This is a genomic window from Romboutsia hominis (assembly GCF_900002575.1).
Lineage (GTDB): Bacteria > Bacillota > Clostridia > Peptostreptococcales > Peptostreptococcaceae > Romboutsia_C > Romboutsia_C hominis.
On the sequence record NZ_LN650648.1, the window covers coordinates 2351419 to 2369952 of the forward strand.

At 27.0% G+C, this 18534-nt stretch carries 18 protein-coding genes; 3 read left to right on the forward strand and 15 right to left on the reverse strand.

Going from position 1 to position 18534, the window contains the following annotated elements; genetic code table 11:
• Nucleotides 1-4: 4 nt before the first annotated feature.
• Entirely contained in the window at nt 5-676 is a 672-nt protein-coding gene (gene deoC, locus FRIFI_RS11475) for a deoxyribose-phosphate aldolase (RefSeq protein WP_166505916.1), read from the reverse strand.
• Nucleotides 677-1190: 514 nt separating this feature from the next.
• Between deoC and FRIFI_RS11480 the strand changes: the two genes are divergently transcribed.
• Complete coding sequence (locus FRIFI_RS11480) at nt 1191-1556, forward strand: winged helix-turn-helix transcriptional regulator (RefSeq protein WP_330405527.1); 366 nt, start codon at nt 1191-1193, stop codon at nt 1554-1556.
• A 90-nt stretch (nt 1557-1646) separates the two neighbouring features.
• On the opposite strand, the gene pduL is transcribed toward FRIFI_RS11480, so the two are convergent.
• From pduL to FRIFI_RS11515, 7 genes are all read right to left on the reverse strand, one after another.
• Nucleotides 1647-2216 carry a phosphate propanoyltransferase gene (gene pduL / locus FRIFI_RS11485; protein WP_092924088.1) on the reverse strand — a complete coding sequence of 190 codons (570 nt, stop codon included), beginning with the start codon at nt 2214-2216 and terminating at the stop codon, nt 1647-1649.
• A 239-nt stretch (nt 2217-2455) separates the two neighbouring features.
• Nucleotides 2456-3715 carry a 3-phosphoshikimate 1-carboxyvinyltransferase gene (gene aroA, locus FRIFI_RS11490; RefSeq protein WP_166505917.1) on the reverse strand — a complete coding sequence of 420 codons (1260 nt, stop codon included), beginning with the start codon at nt 3713-3715 and terminating at the stop codon, nt 2456-2458.
• On the reverse strand, nt 3708-4838 hold the full coding sequence (gene aroB / locus FRIFI_RS11495) for a 3-dehydroquinate synthase (RefSeq protein ID WP_166505918.1): 1131 nt from the start codon (nt 4836-4838) through the stop codon (nt 3708-3710). The genes aroA and aroB overlap by 8 nt, the downstream gene beginning before the upstream one ends.
• A complete protein-coding gene (gene aroC, locus FRIFI_RS11500) occupies nt 4826-5995 on the reverse strand; it encodes a chorismate synthase (RefSeq protein WP_092924079.1) in 1170 nt (389 codons plus the stop codon). The genes aroB and aroC overlap by 13 nt, the downstream gene beginning before the upstream one ends.
• A 191-nt stretch (nt 5996-6186) precedes the next feature.
• The gene (locus tag FRIFI_RS11505; RefSeq protein WP_092924077.1) at nt 6187-6780 is read right to left on the reverse strand and encodes a flavodoxin family protein; all 594 of its coding nucleotides are present in this window, start codon (nt 6778-6780) and stop codon (nt 6187-6189) included.
• 36 nt (nt 6781-6816) lie between these two features.
• Nucleotides 6817-8616, reverse strand: a complete 1800-nt coding sequence (locus tag FRIFI_RS11510) for a GAF domain-containing SpoIIE family protein phosphatase (protein WP_092924074.1) — start codon at nt 8614-8616, stop codon at nt 6817-6819.
• Between the two features lie 30 nt (nt 8617-8646).
• Nucleotides 8647-9120: a hypothetical protein gene (locus FRIFI_RS11515; RefSeq protein ID WP_092924071.1), complete on the reverse strand. Its 474-nt coding sequence runs from the start codon at nt 9118-9120 to the stop codon at nt 8647-8649.
• A 143-nt stretch (nt 9121-9263) separates the two neighbouring features.
• Between FRIFI_RS11515 and FRIFI_RS11520 the strand changes: the two genes are divergently transcribed.
• Nucleotides 9264-9740, forward strand: a complete 477-nt coding sequence (locus tag FRIFI_RS11520; RefSeq protein WP_092924068.1) for a hypothetical protein — start codon at nt 9264-9266, stop codon at nt 9738-9740.
• A gap of 84 nt (nt 9741-9824) precedes the next feature.
• Here the strand turns inward: FRIFI_RS11520 and FRIFI_RS11525 are convergent, their stop codons facing one another.
• From FRIFI_RS11525 to hpt, 5 genes are all read right to left on the reverse strand, one after another.
• A complete protein-coding gene (locus tag FRIFI_RS11525; RefSeq protein WP_092924065.1) occupies nt 9825-9995 on the reverse strand; it encodes a hypothetical protein in 171 nt (56 codons plus the stop codon).
• A 146-nt stretch (nt 9996-10141) separates the two neighbouring features.
• Complete coding sequence (locus FRIFI_RS11530; RefSeq protein WP_166505919.1) at nt 10142-10363, reverse strand: alpha/beta-type small acid-soluble spore protein; 222 nt, start codon at nt 10361-10363, stop codon at nt 10142-10144.
• A 102-nt stretch (nt 10364-10465) separates the two neighbouring features.
• On the reverse strand, nt 10466-11692 hold the full coding sequence (locus FRIFI_RS11535; protein WP_166505920.1) for a BaiN/RdsA family NAD(P)/FAD-dependent oxidoreductase: 1227 nt from the start codon (nt 11690-11692) through the stop codon (nt 10466-10468).
• 127 nt (nt 11693-11819) lie between these two features.
• Nucleotides 11820-12704: a phosphatase PAP2 family protein gene (locus FRIFI_RS11540; protein WP_092924056.1), complete on the reverse strand. Its 885-nt coding sequence runs from the start codon at nt 12702-12704 to the stop codon at nt 11820-11822.
• 111 nt (nt 12705-12815) lie between these two features.
• The gene (gene hpt, locus FRIFI_RS11545) at nt 12816-13340 is read right to left on the reverse strand and encodes a hypoxanthine phosphoribosyltransferase (RefSeq protein WP_166505921.1); all 525 of its coding nucleotides are present in this window, start codon (nt 13338-13340) and stop codon (nt 12816-12818) included.
• Between the two features lie 284 nt (nt 13341-13624).
• On the opposite strand from hpt, the gene FRIFI_RS11550 reads away from it, so the two are divergent.
• Nucleotides 13625-14698: a pyridoxal phosphate-dependent aminotransferase gene (locus FRIFI_RS11550; protein WP_166505922.1), complete on the forward strand. Its 1074-nt coding sequence runs from the start codon at nt 13625-13627 to the stop codon at nt 14696-14698.
• 48 nt (nt 14699-14746) lie between these two features.
• On the opposite strand, the gene FRIFI_RS11555 is transcribed toward FRIFI_RS11550, so the two are convergent.
• Together FRIFI_RS11555 and FRIFI_RS11560 are read right to left on the reverse strand one after the other, a co-directional pair.
• The gene (locus FRIFI_RS11555; protein ID WP_166505923.1) at nt 14747-16708 is read right to left on the reverse strand and encodes a KUP/HAK/KT family potassium transporter; all 1962 of its coding nucleotides are present in this window, start codon (nt 16706-16708) and stop codon (nt 14747-14749) included.
• A gap of 502 nt (nt 16709-17210) precedes the next feature.
• The gene (locus FRIFI_RS11560; RefSeq protein ID WP_092924044.1) at nt 17211-18407 is read right to left on the reverse strand and encodes a dicarboxylate/amino acid:cation symporter; all 1197 of its coding nucleotides are present in this window, start codon (nt 18405-18407) and stop codon (nt 17211-17213) included.
• Between the last annotated feature and the right edge of the window lie 127 nt (nt 18408-18534).

An 18534-nucleotide genomic window follows, 5' to 3' on the forward strand; every position in this document is an offset into this window, starting at 1 on the left:
TTTTCTAATAATCGCTTTTTATAGAGTCTTCCCCAGTAACTATGGCTATTGATGCACTTGCACCTATTCTTGATGCCCCAGCTTCTATTACAGCTTTTGCATCTTCAGCAGTTCTAACACCACCTGATGCTTTAACTCCTATATTTTCTCCAACAGTTTCTCTCATAAGTTTTATGTCAGCTGGAGTTGATCCACCTGTTCCAAATCCTGTTGAAGTTTTTACATAGTCAGTTCCTGCTTTAACTGCAAGTTCACAAGCTTTAACTTTTTCTTCATCTGTTAAGTAACAAGTTTCTATTATTACTTTAACTAAAGCTTCTTTATTAGCTGCATCTACTACTGCTTTTATATCTTCATATACTAAGTCGTAGTTTTTATCTTTTAATGCACCTATATTTATAACCATATCTACTTCGTCTGCACCTTTAGCTATAGCATCTCTTGTTTCAAACGCTTTAACTTCTTTAGTGTTAGCTCCTAAAGGGAAACCTATTACTGTACAAACTTTTACATCGCTTCCTTCTAATTCTTTTTTAGCAAGCTCTATGTTAGTTGGATTTATACAAACTGAAAAGAATCCATATTCTTTTGCTTCATTACAAACCTTTATTACTTCTTCTTTTGTAGTTACAGCTTTTAATACTGTATGGTCTATCATTTTTGCTATTTTACTCATTTCAAATTCTCCTTTTTTCTACACAAATATTTATATTATTCCATATTATGTTAGCATATTATGAGCATCATATAAACTTATTTTTTCCTTAGAACAATTTAAAATTCATAGCTCTTTAATTTCAATTTGTATTTTGTATCCAGCTCACATATATAATCATATCTATATAGTTTTTGTTTAACAAGTAGGCACTTTATTTATATATAGTTTCAAAAAATATATACAGTACCTAAAAATATATATGGTATCAAAAAATATACTGTAAGGTTTTTACAATAATTTATTTATGATATAATAAATAGGTCTTCATTTTTAAAATTTTGAAGGAATACTTTTTAGAGATCATATATAGGAATTATATCTCCCCCATTTAAAATGAATGTAATTTCTTATTTGATATAAAAAGTCTTAAGTTAGATATTTCATAGAAATACTTTATGATAAGTCTATATGACTATATTTTAATATTTTTTAGAAGTTTTTCTATGCTATTTATATAGAAAGAGGTGTATATATGATTCATACTCAATGTCACATGAGTCATAGATGTGCAAAATTTGAAACTTGCCCTATGACTTTATTTCATAAATTAGTTTCTGGTAAATGGAAAATTTTAATACTTTGGTATCTAAGTAGTGGTCCCCTTAGATTTAGTGAGATAAAAAGAAAGCTTCCTGATGTTACTCAAAAAATGCTTACAAACCAACTTAGAAGTTTAGAAGATGATGGACTAGTTCATAGAGAGGTGTATCCTGTTATACCTCCTAAAGTCGAGTATAGTTTGACAGATCTTGGAGAAAAATTACTTCCCCTTCTTGAGCAGATGTACGAATATGGAGTGGAATATTCAAAAGCTATGAAAATATCTGCTACTAAGTAGATTTTTAATAAATACATAAATAATAAACTATATAACTAAAAAGGTAATCTCAATTTTGAGATTACCTTTTATTTATAATATAAACTAAAATTATTCAGCTATTAATTCTACCATATCTCCGTTTCTAACTGCTGCAGCGTTTCCTTCTTCAACGTCTACGTGCATTTCTAAAGCGAAGTTTGCATTAGCTCTTACTAATACATTTTCAAATACAACAGCTCTTGGTCCGAAAGTTCTAACTTTTACTATTTGCTTATCTTCTACACCGAAGTTTTTAGCATCTTCTAAGCTCATATGTATATGTCTAGATGCTACTATAACACCTTCTTGTAATTCAACTTCTCCAGCTGGTCCTACTAATTTAACACCAGGAGTTCCTGCTATATCTCCAGATTCTTTTATTGGAGCTTTTACACCTAAAGCAAATCCATCTGCTAAAGATATTTCAACTTGAGTGCTAGGTCTAGCTGGTCCTAAAACTCTAACTCCTTTTATAGTTCCTTTTGGTCCTACTAAATCAACCTTTTCTTCACATGCATATTGTCCTGGCTGAGATAATGGCTTGAAATGAGTTAACTCATGTCCTGCTCCGAATAATGTTTCTATATCAGCTTGACTTAAATGAACGTGTCTGTTTGATAAAGCTATTGGTAATTTCATAAAAAACCCTCCTACATAAATTTTGTATACAACATCCAATTATACATAAATTTTTTAATTAAATCAAATTCTTTTCTCAAAATTTGATAATTTTCTTAATATTATTTCTACTGAAATATTAGAAAACCCTTTTATTTTCATTCATAATTAGTATTTCAACTTTTACTTATCTTATTATAATTTTTTATTTATTTTAACCATATTAATATTAACTTTAAATATTAGTTTATATAAAAATTTTATATTGATAGTTTTTTTAATGAGTCAAAGTAACCAGGGAAAGATATATCTATACACTCTTTGTCATCTAATACTATATCTGTATCACAGATTAAATTAGCTATTGAAAATGCCATGGCTATTCTATGGTCTTTAAAAGTAGTTATACTAGCTCCATTTAGCTTAGTTTTTCCTTTTATAACCATTCCATCTTCTAGTTCTTCTATATCTGCACCCATTAATTTTAAGTTATCTACTACAGATTTTATTCTGTTACTCTCTTTTACTTTTAATTCTTTTGCATCTTTTATTATAGTTGTTCCTTCTGCTTGCGTTGCAAGTACTGCTATAACTGGTATTTCATCTATAAGCCTTGGTATTATAGTTTTATCTATTGTTGTAGCATTTAAATCTTTGCTGTACTTTACTAATAAATCTCCAACTAGCTCTCCTCCAACTAATCTTTGATTTATTATTTCTATATTTCCATTCATATTTTTAACAACATCTATTATTCCAGTTCTAGTTTTGTTTAGTCCAACATTTTTAATTAAAACCTCTGAGCCTTTAGTTATTAAAGCTCCTACTATTATAAATGCTGCTGAAGATATATCTCCTGGTACATATATATCTTGATTAAATAACTCTTTAACTGGATTTATAGTTATATCTAAATCATTTACATCTATGTCAGCTCCAAATGATTTAAGCATTATTTCTGTATGGTTTCTACTTTTAACTTTTTCTCTTATTATACTTTTTGAATCTGCATATAAGCTTGCCAGTATCAAAGCTGATTTAACTTGTGCTGATGCTACTGGCATATTATAATCTATTCCTTTTAAGTTCCCTCCATATATTTTTATAGGAGTATAGTTTGCATCGTCTTTTCCTTCTATTTTGCATCCCATCATTCTTAAAGGATCTGTAACTCTTTTCATAGGTCTTTTTCCTATTGATTCATCTCCAATAAGTGTTGCATCAAAGTTATTTCCTGCTAGTATTCCACTTAATAGTCTTATTGTAGTTCCAGAGTTTCCTACGTCTAGTAAATCTTTAGGTGGCTTTAGACCATATAGACCATTTCCTTTTACAAAAACTTCATTTCCTTTTATGTCTATGTCTACTCCCATTTTCTTAAAGCAAGATATTGTGCTTAAGCAGTCTTGGCCCATTAAAAAGTTGCTTATTTTATTATGTCCTTTTGATATTGATGAAAACATTATGGCTCTATGGGATATAGATTTATCCCCTATAAGTTCAAAACTTCCTCTAAGCATTCTGACTCTCCCTTATTATATTAAGTATTTTTTCTTCATCTATATTATCCATTAAACTTACTTTTCCTAGTTCTGTTGGAAGTATTAAGTTTATTTTACCAAAGCTATTTTTCTTATCACTCTTCATTATGTATAGTATCTCTTTTGCAATATGATCTTTATCCATATTTTCATTTAAATCATATTTTAAAGGTAGTTTGTATAAATTTATAACTCTTATAAATTTATCATAATACTCTTTGGATATTAATTTTTCATCTAATGAAAGTTTAAATGCCATAGCCATACCTATACTTACAGCCTTACCATGGCTAATTTTTAATAGTTTTTCTACTCCATGTCCAAAGGTATGTCCAAAATTTAGTATTTTTCTAAGTCCACCTTCTTTTTCATCATTAGATACTACTTCTACCTTTATACCTGCGCATTTTTTTACTATATAGTATAAGTATTTCTCTTCCTTATTTAATATAGCTTCACTATTTTCTATTAGATAATCTAGAAATTCATAATCATATATTGCACTATACTTTATAACCTCTGCCATACCACTTATAAATTCTTCTTCACTTAAACTTTTTAAAGAATTCACATTTATATAAGTAAGTTTTGGTTGATAAAAACTTCCCATTATATTTTTAAAATTGCCTAGATTTATACCTGTTTTTCCACCTATAGAAGAGTCGACTTGAGCAAGTAAACTTGTAGGAACTTGTATAATGTCAATTCCTCTCATATAAGTAGATGCTATAAACCCTGCAAGGTCTCCTACTACTCCACCTCCTAAGGCTAATATTAAAGATTTTCTAGATAAATTTATTCTTATACAGTAGTTCATTATTTCCTCATAAACATCTAAAGATTTAGATTGTTCTCCTGGTGACACTATATATTCATATATGTACTTAGCTTTTATAGAACTTGTAAATTCTTTCATCATATGTTTATATACATTATCATCACTTATTATAAGTACTTTGTCGTATATATCATTTAAATCTATATCAGCTTTTATTAAACCTTTATTTATATCATTTGAGTTTACTAATTTTACAGCTTCATTAAAGGATTTATAATCTTTATCTATTACTACACTACAAATAGCAGTTTCTATCTTTTCCATCCTCTTTCACCTAACCTTTTTATGTATGAATTATAATTTGATTTTAAGTCATTTAAGTTGTCTCCACCTATTTTTTCTAGGAAGTGATTACATATAACAAAAGCTACTACATTTTCACAAACTACACTGCAAGCAGGAACAGCACAATTATCTGAACGTTCAATACTTGCACTATAACTTTCCAGTGTATTTATATTTATAGAATTTAATGGTTTATATAATGTAGGTATTGGCTTCATTGCACATCTTATTATAATCTCTTCTCCTGTAGTCATTCCACCTTCTATTCCACCTAGTCTATTTGTAGCTCTTTTTATACCTTCATTTTTGTCATAGCTTATTTCATCCATAACACAAGACCCTGCTAAAGAGCTAACATCAAATCCAATTCCTATTTCTACTCCTTTTATGGCTTGAGTAGCCATTAAATGCATAGCAAGTTGTCCATCTATTTTCTTATCAAACTGAGTATATGAACCTAGCCCAGGAATAATATTTTTTACTCTTATTTCTACAACTCCACCTAATGTATCACCTTCTGATTTCGCTTTATCTATTCTTTCTATGATTTTTTCTTCTAGGTTTTTATTTACACATCTTATTTGACTAGTATCTACATTTTCCTTTATATAATCAAATTCATATAAATTTTTATCTTCTACACCACCAATATTTACTACATGAGATGTAAATTCTACATTAAAATTTTTAAGTATTTGCTTGCATATAGCACCTACGGCTACTCTACTTGCAGTTTCTCTGGCACTAGACCTTTCAAGTACATTTCTAGCATCTTCAAAGTCGTATTTTAAGCAACCTACCAGGTCTGCATGTCCTGGTCTTACATTACTTACTTTTCTAGTCTCTAAATCAACTGCCTCCATTGGATTCATGTACTTTGTCCAATTTTCATAATCTTTATTTTTTATTTCTATAGATATAGGTCCACCTAGGGTTTTTTTACCTCTAACTCCACCTAATATATTTATTTTATCTCTTTCTATTTGCATTCTGCCGCCACGACCGTAGCCACCTTGTCTTTTTTTAAGCTCCTTGTTTATTTCTTCAAAATCAAGTTCTATATTAGCTGGTACTCCATCTAGTATAGATATTAAGCTTTGCCCATGAGATTCTCCACTTGTTAAATACCTTAGCATATCATTCTCCTTGTTAAACTTCATTTATTATATATATTGTATAATATTATTTAAGTAAAATACTCTAATTTAAATATTTTTTTATATTATGTTTTATTCTAACTTTTTTGGGTATATATATAATTAGATTTCTAATTTTATATTTTTATTATTTGATTTTCTAAATATATTTACAATCAAAAGAAGCTTGATTAATCAAGCTTCTTTACATCACATATATAATTTTTTATTGCCTTATCTAGTTCATTTTTAAAGTGTTGATTTTCACTATACCCTAATTTATCTGTACTATTTAAGTAAATATTATATTTTAATTTATTGTTTACACTTTTAAAGAAAAAATCCATGACTATTTGGCCACCCATAAATTGAGTTTCATATGGTGTTGAACCTCCAACAGCTATATACATTCCTATACGAGTCTTATCTCTATCTATTGATGGCTTATTAAGAATATACTTACTTGCATATATAGCCTGAGTTCTATCTACTACTGTTTTTAATTTGGCAGATACGCAATCAAAATGTACAGGGCTTATTACTATAACTCCTTTGGCTTTATCAAACATTTTATACATAGGAGTCATATCATCATTAAATTTACAATAACCTGTTTTTTCGCAAAATCCACAAGCAGTACAATACTCAATATTCATATCATATATGTTAAATATTTCGTAAGTTATATTATTTTCTTCTAGTTTAGAACTTATTTCCTTAGATATCGAAAAACAATTTTTATTTTTTCTTGGGCTTCCATTTATTATTAATATTTCTTTAAACATTAATTATCCCCCTTTATCTTTTAGTTATAATAAATACTATTTATCCTTTAACATAACTACTAATATATCATCATCAAAGTTATCTTTACCTGCAAAGTCTATTAACTCTTCTTCTAGCTTTCCTTGTAAAACTTCATGACCTATTTGGTAATTATCTTGAAGGAATTTCTCTAATCTAGATACCCCATATTCTTCTTTTGACTCATTTTTTATTTCTAAAATTCCATCTGTGTACATGCATAATAGTGAATAGTTTGATATATCAAAAGAGTTGTTTGCATATTCAGCTTCATCCATTATCCCTATTGGTATACCTTTTTTACAGTTTAAATTTCCTTCTATTTCTCCATTATTCTTTATTATTATAGGACTATAATGTCCTGCGTTGGATATTGTTATTTTATTTTCTTTTGAATTTATAACACTTACTAAACATGTAGCAAATACGTCCATTTTATCAAATTCATCATATAACATTTTATTTAACTTTGTAAGTATTTCTCCAGGTGTTTTATAATGATTTGCTAACACTTTAAAGGCACCTTTTATCATAGCAACCATATAGTTTGAAATCATACCATGACCCATAACATCTGCCAAAATATAAACTGTATTATCATCATCTACCTTCATAGCATAGTAGAAGTCCCCTCCAACTACTCTTGCTGGTCTATGATAGTAATCTAACTCTTTATTGTTACTTAATTCTAATTTAGCATCATCCATTATTAACTTTTGCTGTTTATTTAAAAGGTTTAATTCATTATCAAGTACTTTATGCTTTACTTCTTCTAAATTATATTTATACAGTTGCATACCTACTGATACTTGTTTTGCTAATATACTTAATATATTCAAATCATCTTTTGTATAGTTTTGACTATTAGCGCATACTATACATCCGATAACTTTATTTCTATATCTTAACTTATAATATATATAACTTTTTATAGTATCTTCTGACTCAGATTTTATATTTACATTATTGTGATATTCCCCAATTGATTTTCTCGCTTGGATACTTTCTAACATTGGATATAGGTTTATTTTATTTTTATCTTCAACATTGTAATAGTTAAATGCTCTATCTTTATAATCATTATCATCTACTAATATCAAAGCTTCTTTGCTGTTTGTCATATTACAAGCTTGTTTACTTAATTGCTCTAAGAATACTGTTATATTATTACTTGAATAAAGCTTTTTAGTTGCAGCATTTATTGAATTTATAGCACCTCTTAATTTATGTACTAAAAATTGCATATTATTGTTTTTAGTAGTTATTTCTATTGATAAACTAAGCAATGATGCAACAGATGATATAAAGTCTATATCTTGTTCACAGATACTATCATTTTTTGATAAAAAGCAAGTCATAAATCCAACTACTTTATCGTTTATTATAAAAGGAAATACTATCCTTCCCGTATAACCTTCTTTTATAGCTAAGTCTCTTTCGTCTTTTGCCCTTTCCTCTTCAAAGACATTTTCTATATATATTATTTTCTTTTCTTCTACAGCTTCATGAACATATTTAGGATATTCATTAAAATCTATTTTAATACCTATTGGATTACTCATAGATTTTACTGGTGGTACATGATCCATAGGGAATACTTGTGGTATATACTCTAAAGTCTGAGAACACACCAAGTATGCGTATTTATAGTCATTTCGATAAAATAAATTAACACAAGCCTTAGTTGGATGAACAACTTCTAACATCTTGTCTACTATCTTATCTTTTATAGAATAAAAATCTGTTGAACTAGTTACCATAGCTGATATGTCTACTAAGTTTTTCATTCTATGGCTATCAGTATTAAAATTTTGCATATCACTACTTACCCCCTAATTTTATATAGTCTACTTTATATTACTATATATGTTATTTATAGTAAATATAAAAACTATTATAAAAGTTGCTATTATAATGGCATTAAACCCTGTTAATAATCCAATTATAAGCAAAGTAACTAACACATTTAATCCTGATTTTCCTCTCTCATCTATAGTTGGTATTTTAGGCATTTCTATATTATTTTTTATATTTTCAATACTTTCTCTCACTTGAGCTTCTAACTTTATCTTATATATTAAATAAGTCAATTCTACTAACAACATCCCCATTCCAAATAAAATCTCTATATTAAAAGATATATATAAAATAATTATTGCTAATAGTAGCTTTGTAATCTTTAAAAATACACTATCTAACTTTAATGTCATATTTCTTATTTCTCTACACTCTTCTCTGTAAGTATAGTCTGATGAAGGCATAGATTTCATCTTAGTTTTTACTATTTCAGAATAAAATAGCTTTATTATTCCATTTATCATATAAATTCTCCTTATCAAGTTACTTATTTTTATATAATCTATATTTCATCCATATATTTGTAATTTTTACAATTATAATATTTTTTATACTTGTCAATAATAAAATTTATAGACTAATATACACTTTAAAAGGAGTGGTTTTAATGCAAATGGCTAATCTTGATTTAGAAACACGTAGTAAAATCTATAGCCACACAAAAAAAGTCCTCAGAAAATATCAAAAAGGTATTATAACTGGTAAGCTTACAGCTGATAAGTTTGCTGAAAATATACTATCTAATGAATCTATTAATGACATTTTAGATGAAAATCTTTTATCAGATGAAACCTTCAAATTATCTTATATAGACTATATAGATAAATTAATAAGTATGCAAAATGCTAATTTATCAAAAGGCAAAAAACATAAAAATAAATCTATCCCTGAAAAACCAAGTATTTCTCAAAAACTAAAATTAAAGAATTTGCTAAGCTCTAGTGAATATACATTGTCAATTCCTATAGAATACCTAAATGCTTGTGATGTTGATAATTTAATAAAATTCATAAGCACTGGTATTATAGATTTAGGTAATGAAAGAATTTATAATTATGTACATAAACCAGAGAAAGTAAATTAATCTAATATCATATATAAATTATTTTGATATTTTTTAAATAATAAAAAGTCTTCACCTAAATATTAAGTGAAGACTTTTTATTATTTATCCTAATGCTTTTTCTAGCTTAGATAAATGCTGTATTGGATAATATCTAAGAAGCTCTCTAAACTGTTCTACTGTAAGACCTTCTGTTGTTGTATAAATACGTATTTTTTCATCTAAATCTGCATTTATAAATTTAGTTTTTATTTCTTCAAAATTAACAGTCGACATTTATATTTCTCCTTATGTAATGTATTTTATTGTTATTTTATCCATTCAAAAATTTTTTATCCAATATATAAGTCATGTATTTTTTAATTTTATATAAAACTAAAGGAGCATCTAAAAGATGCTCCTTAATATATTAAAATAATATATTATTGTTGTTGTTGTCCTGACATTTGTTGTTCTGCCATTTCAACTAACTTTTTAGTCATGTATCCACCTACATAACCATTTTCTCTTGCAGTAAGATTTCCTTTGTCCATTTGTTGGTAATTTGTCATTCCAAGCTCATTAGCTATTTCTAATTTCATTTGATTTAATGCTTGTTTAGCTCCTGGAACTACTGTTTTGTTGTTATTGTTGTTGTTTGACATTGTTGACTACCTTCTTTCTTTTGATTTTGTTTCTTGGTAGTATTATATGAATTTATAGTTTTTTAATTCTAGGTAATATTTGTAACAATATCTAAATTCTTGCTAACAATAATATCCGGCTAAATAACCTGTTGAAAATGCTATTTGAAGATTAAATCCCCCAGTATAAGCATCAACATCAATTACTTCTCCTGCAAAAAATAATCCATCTATTAGCTTTGATTCCATTGTACTTGCATTTATCTCCCCAACTTTAACTCCACCTGAAGTTATTATAGCCTCTTCTATTGGTCTATATCTTTTTACTGTTAAATTAATATTTTTTAATAAATGTACTAATGCTTTTCTTTGTTCTCTAGATATTTGATGAACTACAGTATTTTCATCTATGCCACTTAACTTTATTATTACTGGTATTAATTTTTTTGGCAATAAGTCATCTAAAGAGTTTTTAAAGGCCTTGTTAGTATACTTTTGGAAATCTCTTTGTATTCTTTTATCTAATTTTTCTTCATCTAGTGCTGGTTTTAAATCTAGAACTATCTTATAAGTATTTTTTGATAAATCTTTCATCATACAACTAGCTGACTTTACAACCGGTCCATCTATACCATACTTTGTAAATTCTAATTCTCCAAAGTCATCGTATATTTTCTTATTTTTTCCGTTATATAACTCTATTTTTATATTTCTAAGAGATAATTTTTCTAATTCACTTACAAAACTTTCACATATTTCAAGCCCTATTAAAGAAGGTTTAGGATCTATTATAGTATGTCCATATTTTTTAGCAAATTTATATCCATCTCCAGTAGAACCCGTTAGAGGATAACTAACTCCTCCAGTAGCAACTATTACAGCATCGCATTGTATTTCTTTTTTGTTGTCTAATATTACTTTTTCTATTTTTTTATCTTTTGCTATTATTTCTTCTACTTTAGTATTTAATAACAATTTTACTTTTTTATCTATTACTTGTTTATGAAGTGCATTAGCTATATCATGTGCCTTATCACTTTCTGGAAATACTCTATTTCCTCTTTCTGTCTTAGTTTTTACACCTAAACTTTCAAACATATTTATAACATCTTCGTTTGTAAATGTATAAAATGCACTATATAAAAATTTACCATTTGTAGGTACATTTTCTATTAATTCTTCTATATCACAGTTATTAGTTATATTACATCTACCTTTTCCTGTTATTAATATTTTTCGCCCTACTCTATGATTTTTCTCTACTAATGTTACGTCTAATCCTCTATCTGCTGCAGTTGCCGCTGCCATCATACCAGCTGCTCCAGCTCCTATTACTACTACTTTTTTCAAATTTACACCTCTTCTATTTTAAGTAAGCTTAACTTTTTAATAGCTTTAAGTAACTTACTTTGCATCTAATTAATATATACTCATATGCATGTTTTAATTAATCTTATTCAATAAATAATAAAGCTTACTATAGCTTAAATATCTTAAACAGAAATGGCACTCCACAAACTCCATAAAATACTACTATTGTATATCTTATATAATCAAATAAGTTGTTACTTGGCATAGTATATTTTAAGCCTAAGTAAACTAATCCTAAAGTTATTATTCCAAGTAAAAATCTACATATATTTTTAGCTATTTTATTATCTTTTTTGTTACTAAAGTTTATTTTATTTTTATTTTTTGATACTGTTTCAAACTGTATATATCTATCTTCTACTATATACCCTAGTACAAATCCAGTTAATAATCCAAATGATTTTATATAAGACGAACTATTTACTAAAAATGCAACTAATGCAAATGGTATTAACATTAAAATAAGACTTAGATATTTTTTTTCATTATCTACATAATCAAAAAATTTACTAAATATTACAGTAAATATTATCCCAAATCCCCATCCAAATATTACATCTATAGGCCAATGAACTCCTAGGTATAGTCTAGATATGCCTACTCCTAAAATTATAATAGCTCCTATTATACTAATCCATGTATTTTTGAATATAATTATTATACTTGTCCAAAATGAAGTTGCAGTTTGAGTATGTCCACTTGGAAATGAATATCCTGTTGCTGTTGATACTCTTTGAGACGTTATCCCTTCTATTCCTATTGGCCTTTTAGCCTTTATTACATCTTTTATTCCTGAATTTATGGCCACGTTTCCTACTAATGAAAATAATATCTTTTGACCATACTTTTTATTTATACACCAATACATTATTGTTGTTAATAAAACTATTACAGGTATTTCTGTACTTATAGTAAGTATTAAAAATAAAGTATCTAATACGCCAGATCTTAAAGACTGAAAAAATTGTAGTATACTTAATTGAATATCCATTTTATTTCCCCCTCCTAAGTACTTATCTTTTATGTAATTATACCTAACTTTCTTATTTATTTATACCCTTTACACAAAAATAGACTTAGCAACATTGCTAAGTCTTCTATATTATTCTTCTCCAACTATTCCTATATAAGGTAAGTTTCTGTATTTTTCTGCCCAGTCTATTCCATATCCTACTATAAAATTGTCTTCTATAGTAAACCCTACATAGTCTACTGGTATATTAGCTTTTCTTCTTTCAGGCTTATCTAATAGTGTACATAATTTTAATGTTTTTGGATTTCTAGTTTGTAGTACATCAACTAATTTGCTTAATGTTAATCCTGAATCTATTATATCTTCTACTACTAATACATTTTTTCCTTCTATATTAACATCTAAGTCCTTTAGTATTTTTACAACACCTGAACTTTCAGTTGATTTTCCATAACTTGATACACTCATAAAATCTATATTAACATCTAAGTCTATTTTTCTTATTAAGTCAGAAACAAACACACTAGCACCCTTTAGTATCCCTACTACTAATAATTCTTCACCTTTGAAGTCTTTTTCTATTTGTTTTGCTATCTCTTCTACTTTTTTAGCTATTTGTTCTTCTGTTAATAATACTTCTGTAATTTTGAACATTTCAGTCCTCCTGTTGTTTACGTATATTATAATAAAAACATTATACCATATAAGCACAAACATTAGAACATTTTTATATTTTTTTTAGTAATTGTTCAATATTTTTTTATTATTTAAATTTTTAAGTATATTTTTATTATTTTCTTAAAATTTCTTGCTATACATCTTTTCCTAAATATGATTTTTTGGTTAGATATTATTATTTAATATTTTTATAAAAGCTACTAATAATCGATTTTTATATTATAATTAAATTGTAACTATTAACTACGGAGGTGTTTTACTTGAGTTTAAACCATGGTGCTAATTTATATGACTTATCGAAAAAATATGGATTTTCAAAAGAAGAATTTCTAGATTTTAGTTCTAATATAAATCCTTTAGGTGCATCTAATGCTGCTAAAGACATTGTGATTAAAAATATAGATCAGGTTTCTATATATCCAGACCCTGATTACACAAATTTAAAAAATTCTATTTCTTCTTATTGTCATTGTAATAAAGAAAACATAGTATTAGGAAGTGGTGCAACAGAGCTTATTTCTTCATTTATAAAAACTATAAATCCTACTAAAGCTCTACTTTTATCACCTGCTTATTCTGAGTATGAAAAAGAATTAAAAAAGATAAACTGTAATATAGACAAATATTACTCAAAACATGAAAATGACTTTAAGATTGATATTGATAAATTAATAAATCACATAAATAGTAATAAATATAATTTGATTATTATCTGTAACCCTAATAATCCAACTGGTTTTACTTTCTCAAAAGCTGAGATAAAAACTTTACTTGAAAGTACTAATACTTTCTTTATGATTGATGAAACTTACATAGAATTTACAGATACTAAAGCTTTTTCTTCAACATCTTTAGTTGATGATTATAATAATATATTTGTTATAAGAGGTACTTCTAAGTTCTTCTCAACCCCTGGTATTAGACTAGGATATGGGCTTATATCTAATACTAGTGTAAAAGATAGTATATCATCTCATCTTGATTTATGGAATATAAATATATTTGCTACATTAATGGGTGAGGTTATGTTTAAAGATACACACTTCATAGAAAATACTATTAATGTTATGACTAAAGAAAGAGATTATTTATTTGATAATTTAAGAAATATAGATGATTTAAATGTTTATGATAGCCAAGGTAATTTTATATTATGTGAAATAAAATCAAAAAAATTAACTGCAAGTGAATTAAGAGATAAGCTTATTCCACATAAAATAATTATAAGAGATTGTGCTTCTTTTGATGGACTTAACGAGTATTTCTTTAGAGTTTGTATTTTAAAACCTGAAGATAATAGACTTTTAATAAATTCTTTAAATAATATATTTTAATAAAAAAATAAAAGTTATCTCAAAGTAAGAGATAACTTTTATTTTATTTTATTTTATTCTAGTTAATTTTACCTTTTTCCTTTTTCCTATTATAATAGGAACTTTCTCAACTTCAACAATACTAGTATCTATACCAAACCTCTTAGCTGGAGATACTGTTATTTTTTTTATAAGTATCTTAAAACCTATTATAAAACTATCCCATTTTGAAAGGTTACTTTCATTAGATAAATTTTCTTCTAACAATACAAATTTAAAGTCTCCAACATTTTTCTCTAAATTGTTATCTATCATATATTCCTTTAGTGTAATTTTTAATTCTTCTGTAGATATTAATTCTTCTATTACTTCTCTTAAAAATATATTTACTGTTTGATTTACTTTAAATCCTAGTTCAAATTCTATCTTAAATATTTGATTAGGTATTATAGTATGAACCTTATAACTCATAGTATACGGCTCGTCAGTTACTCTTACGTTAACAAACCAATAGAATTTAGCGCGTTTTGGTGATTTATTAAATATAGAATATAATATATTATCTTCTATATACCCCCTAGTGCTAGTTTGAGTTAAATACACTAGATGTGTTGAATATAGGGGCAATGTTGTATCTTCTATTATAGATTTAAATCTATCTTTATATTTAGATAGCTTGGTAAAATGATTGTATCTTTCCTTTATCTTTAATCCATATACCCATGAATACATAACAAACATTATAATAAATCCTATTAATACAGTTATATATCCTCCTCTAAAAAACTTAGATAAATTTGCATATAAAAAACTTAATTCGATTATTCCAAAAACAATTAAAACTAATACAGACCTTGTAGCTTTTCTATTGTTATATTTTTCATACTGAGATAATAATATGGTTGTCATAAGCATAGTAACTGTAATAGCAAGTCCATATGCAGCTTCCATATTCTCAGATTTTTTAAAGTATAAAACTAACAATATACAGCCTATTCCTAATGTAAAATTAATTACTGGTATATATATTTGACCTTTTTCCTCATTTGGATATTTAATTAATAATCTAGGAAAAAGATTTAATTTTATTGCCTCTGATATTAATGAAAATGCCCCAGAAATAAGTGCCTGACTTGCGATAATTGATGCTATTGTCGCTATTATGACCCCTGGTACAATAAACCACTTTGGCATTATTGAGAAAAATGGATTATTTATTACTACATCTCCTTCTCTTAACATAAGCCATGCTCCTTGTCCTAAGTAATTAAGTATTAAACATACCTTTACAAAAAACCATGTATAGTATATATTTTTTCTTCCACAATGTCCAAGATCAGAATATAACGCTTCTGCACCTGTTGTACAAAGAAATACGGCTCCTAAAATATAAGTACTTTTGGGATTTTCAATTAATAATTTTATTCCATAATAAGGATTTATAGCTTTTATTATTTGTGGATTATTAATTATTTGAGATATACCAAGTATAGCTAACATAGAAAACCATAAAAACATAATAGGACCAAAAAGCTTTCCTATCTTCATAGTTCCACAGTTTTGAAAAGAAAATAATAATATTAATATTGATACTACTATAATTAATATCATATTAAGACTTAGTGGAAATATCATTTGTAACCCTTCAACAGATGATGTAACAGTTACTGGAGGTGTTATCATCCCATCTGCTAAAAGTGATGCTCCGCCTATAACCGCTGGTACAATTGCCCATTTAGCTCTTTTTCTTACTAAAGTATATAATGAAAATATTCCACCTTCTCCGTTATTATCCGCTTTAAGAGTTAATATTACATATTTTATAGTTGTTTGAAGTGTTAATGTCCAAATAACAAGTGATATTCCTCCTAATACTAAATCCGTAGAAACCTGTCCTTTATTAGTTGATAATATTGAATTCATAACATATAAAGGTGATGTACCTATATCTCCATATACGATACCTAATGCTACTAATAACGATGCTATACTTACTTTTTTGCTTTTCATAATTGATTTACCTTCTTTCATAATCACAATCCGCTAGTTTCATCTATTACAAGTTATTAAAAATAACCTATAATAAGGCTCTCATATCTTTGTTATTAATTTAATATGTTATGACTATACCTTGATAATGGACTTAGTCTAGCAAAGTAGTCTTCTTCTGTCAAATGTCTCTTTTGTTAAGCATTTCATAATTTTTAATTATAAGAATATAGACAAATAATTTATTTAGTTTTTTTAATATTTTTCAAATTTAAATTTAAGTTTAACATTGCAAAAGCTAAGTTTAGCTTGTTTTAAACAAATAAATATTTAAATTGATGATTTTTAATATTTTCAATATGTAAATTAAAGAATTTTTAATTATAAGGTTTATTTTTATAATATAATTAGTTTAAATATAAAAATATTTATGACTTTTCATACAATATTAATTTGTTAGGTTTATATTTTATGATTTTTAAGTGAAATGTTTTATTAAATAAAAAAGGCTACCTCATAAGAGGTAGCTATTTTTTTTAATTGCTTAAGCAACTTTATTTGCTTTTTTAGACATTTTAGTGTTTATATGATCAACAACTGCTGCTATAGCGTTATCTCCAGATACGTTTGCAGCTGTTCCGAAACTATCTTGAGTTAAGTATAAAGCTATCATTAAACTTGCAAGTCCACCATCTGATGGTATACCTATCATTGGTAAGAAAGGTAATGCACTCATTATAGCTCCACCTGGTGCTCCTGGTGCTGCAACCATTGCTATTCCTAACATTAATATGAATGGGAATAAAGTAGTAAAGCTATGATCCATATTGTTCATCATAAGTACTGCAACAGCAAATGATGTAACTGATATTATACTTCCTGATAAGTGAATTGTTGCACATAAAGGTACACAGAATTCTCTTATTTCTTTGCTTACTCCATTGTTTTTAGCACATTCTACATTTACTGGTATAGTAGCTGCTGAAGATTGAGTTCCTACTGCTGTTAAGTAACCAGGTATTTGGTTTTTTAACATTTTGAAAGGATTCTTCCCTGTAACTATTCCTGCTGCTGTAAATTGTATTGTTAAGTATATTAAATGTAGAGGTATTACTATTAAGTAAACTCTCCAGAATACTCCTAATATAGACCAAACTTGTCCAGCAAAAGTTATATTAGCAAATGTTCCTGCTATATATATTGGTAATAAAGGTATTATTATTGTTGATAATACTTTCGTTACGATTTCTTGGAACTCTTGGAATATATTATGTAAAGTTTGCCCTTTACCATTGTTTCTAAGAGCAGATATACCTAGACCCATTGTAAATGCAAATACTATTGCAGCAGTTACATCTACCATTGGTGATAAAGGTATACTAAAGAATGGTGATAACATACCTGCTTCAGGATCACCTATTTGTGAAGCAACACTTGCATCTATAAAAGATGGGAATATTAACGATGCTACAGCAAATGCTAATGTTCCGGCTACTATTGTAGACCCATATGCTATTCCTGTTGTTATCCCTAATAATTTTCCTGCACCTGTTGCTAAATCTGCTATACCTGCTGTAACAAATCCTATTATTATAAATGGTATAACGAATTTTAAGAATGCAGAGAATAAACTACTTGCAGTTACCAGAGTTTTAACTATAACTTCTGGTGCGAATTGTCCGATTAATATACCGGCTATGATACCCATAATAAGTTTAGGAACTAATCCTATTTTTTTCATACGATCTTTCTCCCCCTGTCATTTTTTTCCCCTTGTAAACTTATAATAAAACATTTTTCTATTCTAGTCAACGTTTTCCTAGATATTTTTTTGTTTTTTTTGATTTTTTCTTTATTTTATTTTATTT

Bases quoted from the DNA above. Each gene is read 5' to 3' on its own strand.
- FRIFI_RS11480 (WP_330405527.1), top strand. From the start codon at position 1,191: ATGATTCATACTCAATGTCACATGAGTCATAGATGTGCAAAATTTGAA.
- FRIFI_RS11505 (WP_092924077.1), bottom strand. From the start codon at position 6,780: ATGTTTAAAGAAATATTAATAATAAATGGAAGCCCAAGAAAAAATAAA.
- aroC (WP_092924079.1), bottom strand. From the start codon at position 5,995: ATGCTAAGGTATTTAACAAGTGGAGAATCTCATGGGCAAAGCTTAATA.
- FRIFI_RS11530 (WP_166505919.1), bottom strand. From the start codon at position 10,363: ATGTCAAACAACAACAATAACAACAAAACAGTAGTTCCAGGAGCTAAA.
- FRIFI_RS11540 (WP_092924056.1), bottom strand. From the start codon at position 12,704: ATGGATATTCAATTAAGTATACTACAATTTTTTCAGTCTTTAAGATCT.
- pduL (WP_092924088.1), bottom strand. From the start codon at position 2,216: ATGAAATTACCAATAGCTTTATCAAACAGACACGTTCATTTAAGTCAA.
- deoC (WP_166505916.1), bottom strand. From the start codon at position 676: ATGAGTAAAATAGCAAAAATGATAGACCATACAGTATTAAAAGCTGTA.
- aroB (WP_166505918.1), bottom strand. From the start codon at position 4,838: ATGGAAAAGATAGAAACTGCTATTTGTAGTGTAGTAATAGATAAAGAT.
- hpt (WP_166505921.1), bottom strand. From the start codon at position 13,340: ATGTTCAAAATTACAGAAGTATTATTAACAGAAGAACAAATAGCTAAA.
- aroA (WP_166505917.1), bottom strand. From the start codon at position 3,715: ATGCTTAGAGGAAGTTTTGAACTTATAGGGGATAAATCTATATCCCAT.
- FRIFI_RS11510 (WP_092924074.1), bottom strand. From the start codon at position 8,616: ATGCAAAATTTTAATACTGATAGCCATAGAATGAAAAACTTAGTAGAC.
- FRIFI_RS11520 (WP_092924068.1), top strand. From the start codon at position 9,264: ATGCAAATGGCTAATCTTGATTTAGAAACACGTAGTAAAATCTATAGC.
- FRIFI_RS11555 (WP_166505923.1), bottom strand. From the start codon at position 16,708: ATGAAAGAAGGTAAATCAATTATGAAAAGCAAAAAAGTAAGTATAGCA.
- FRIFI_RS11560 (WP_092924044.1), bottom strand. From the start codon at position 18,407: ATGAAAAAAATAGGATTAGTTCCTAAACTTATTATGGGTATCATAGCC.
- FRIFI_RS11525 (WP_092924065.1), bottom strand. From the start codon at position 9,995: ATGTCGACTGTTAATTTTGAAGAAATAAAAACTAAATTTATAAATGCA.
- FRIFI_RS11515 (WP_092924071.1), bottom strand. From the start codon at position 9,120: ATGATAAATGGAATAATAAAGCTATTTTATTCTGAAATAGTAAAAACT.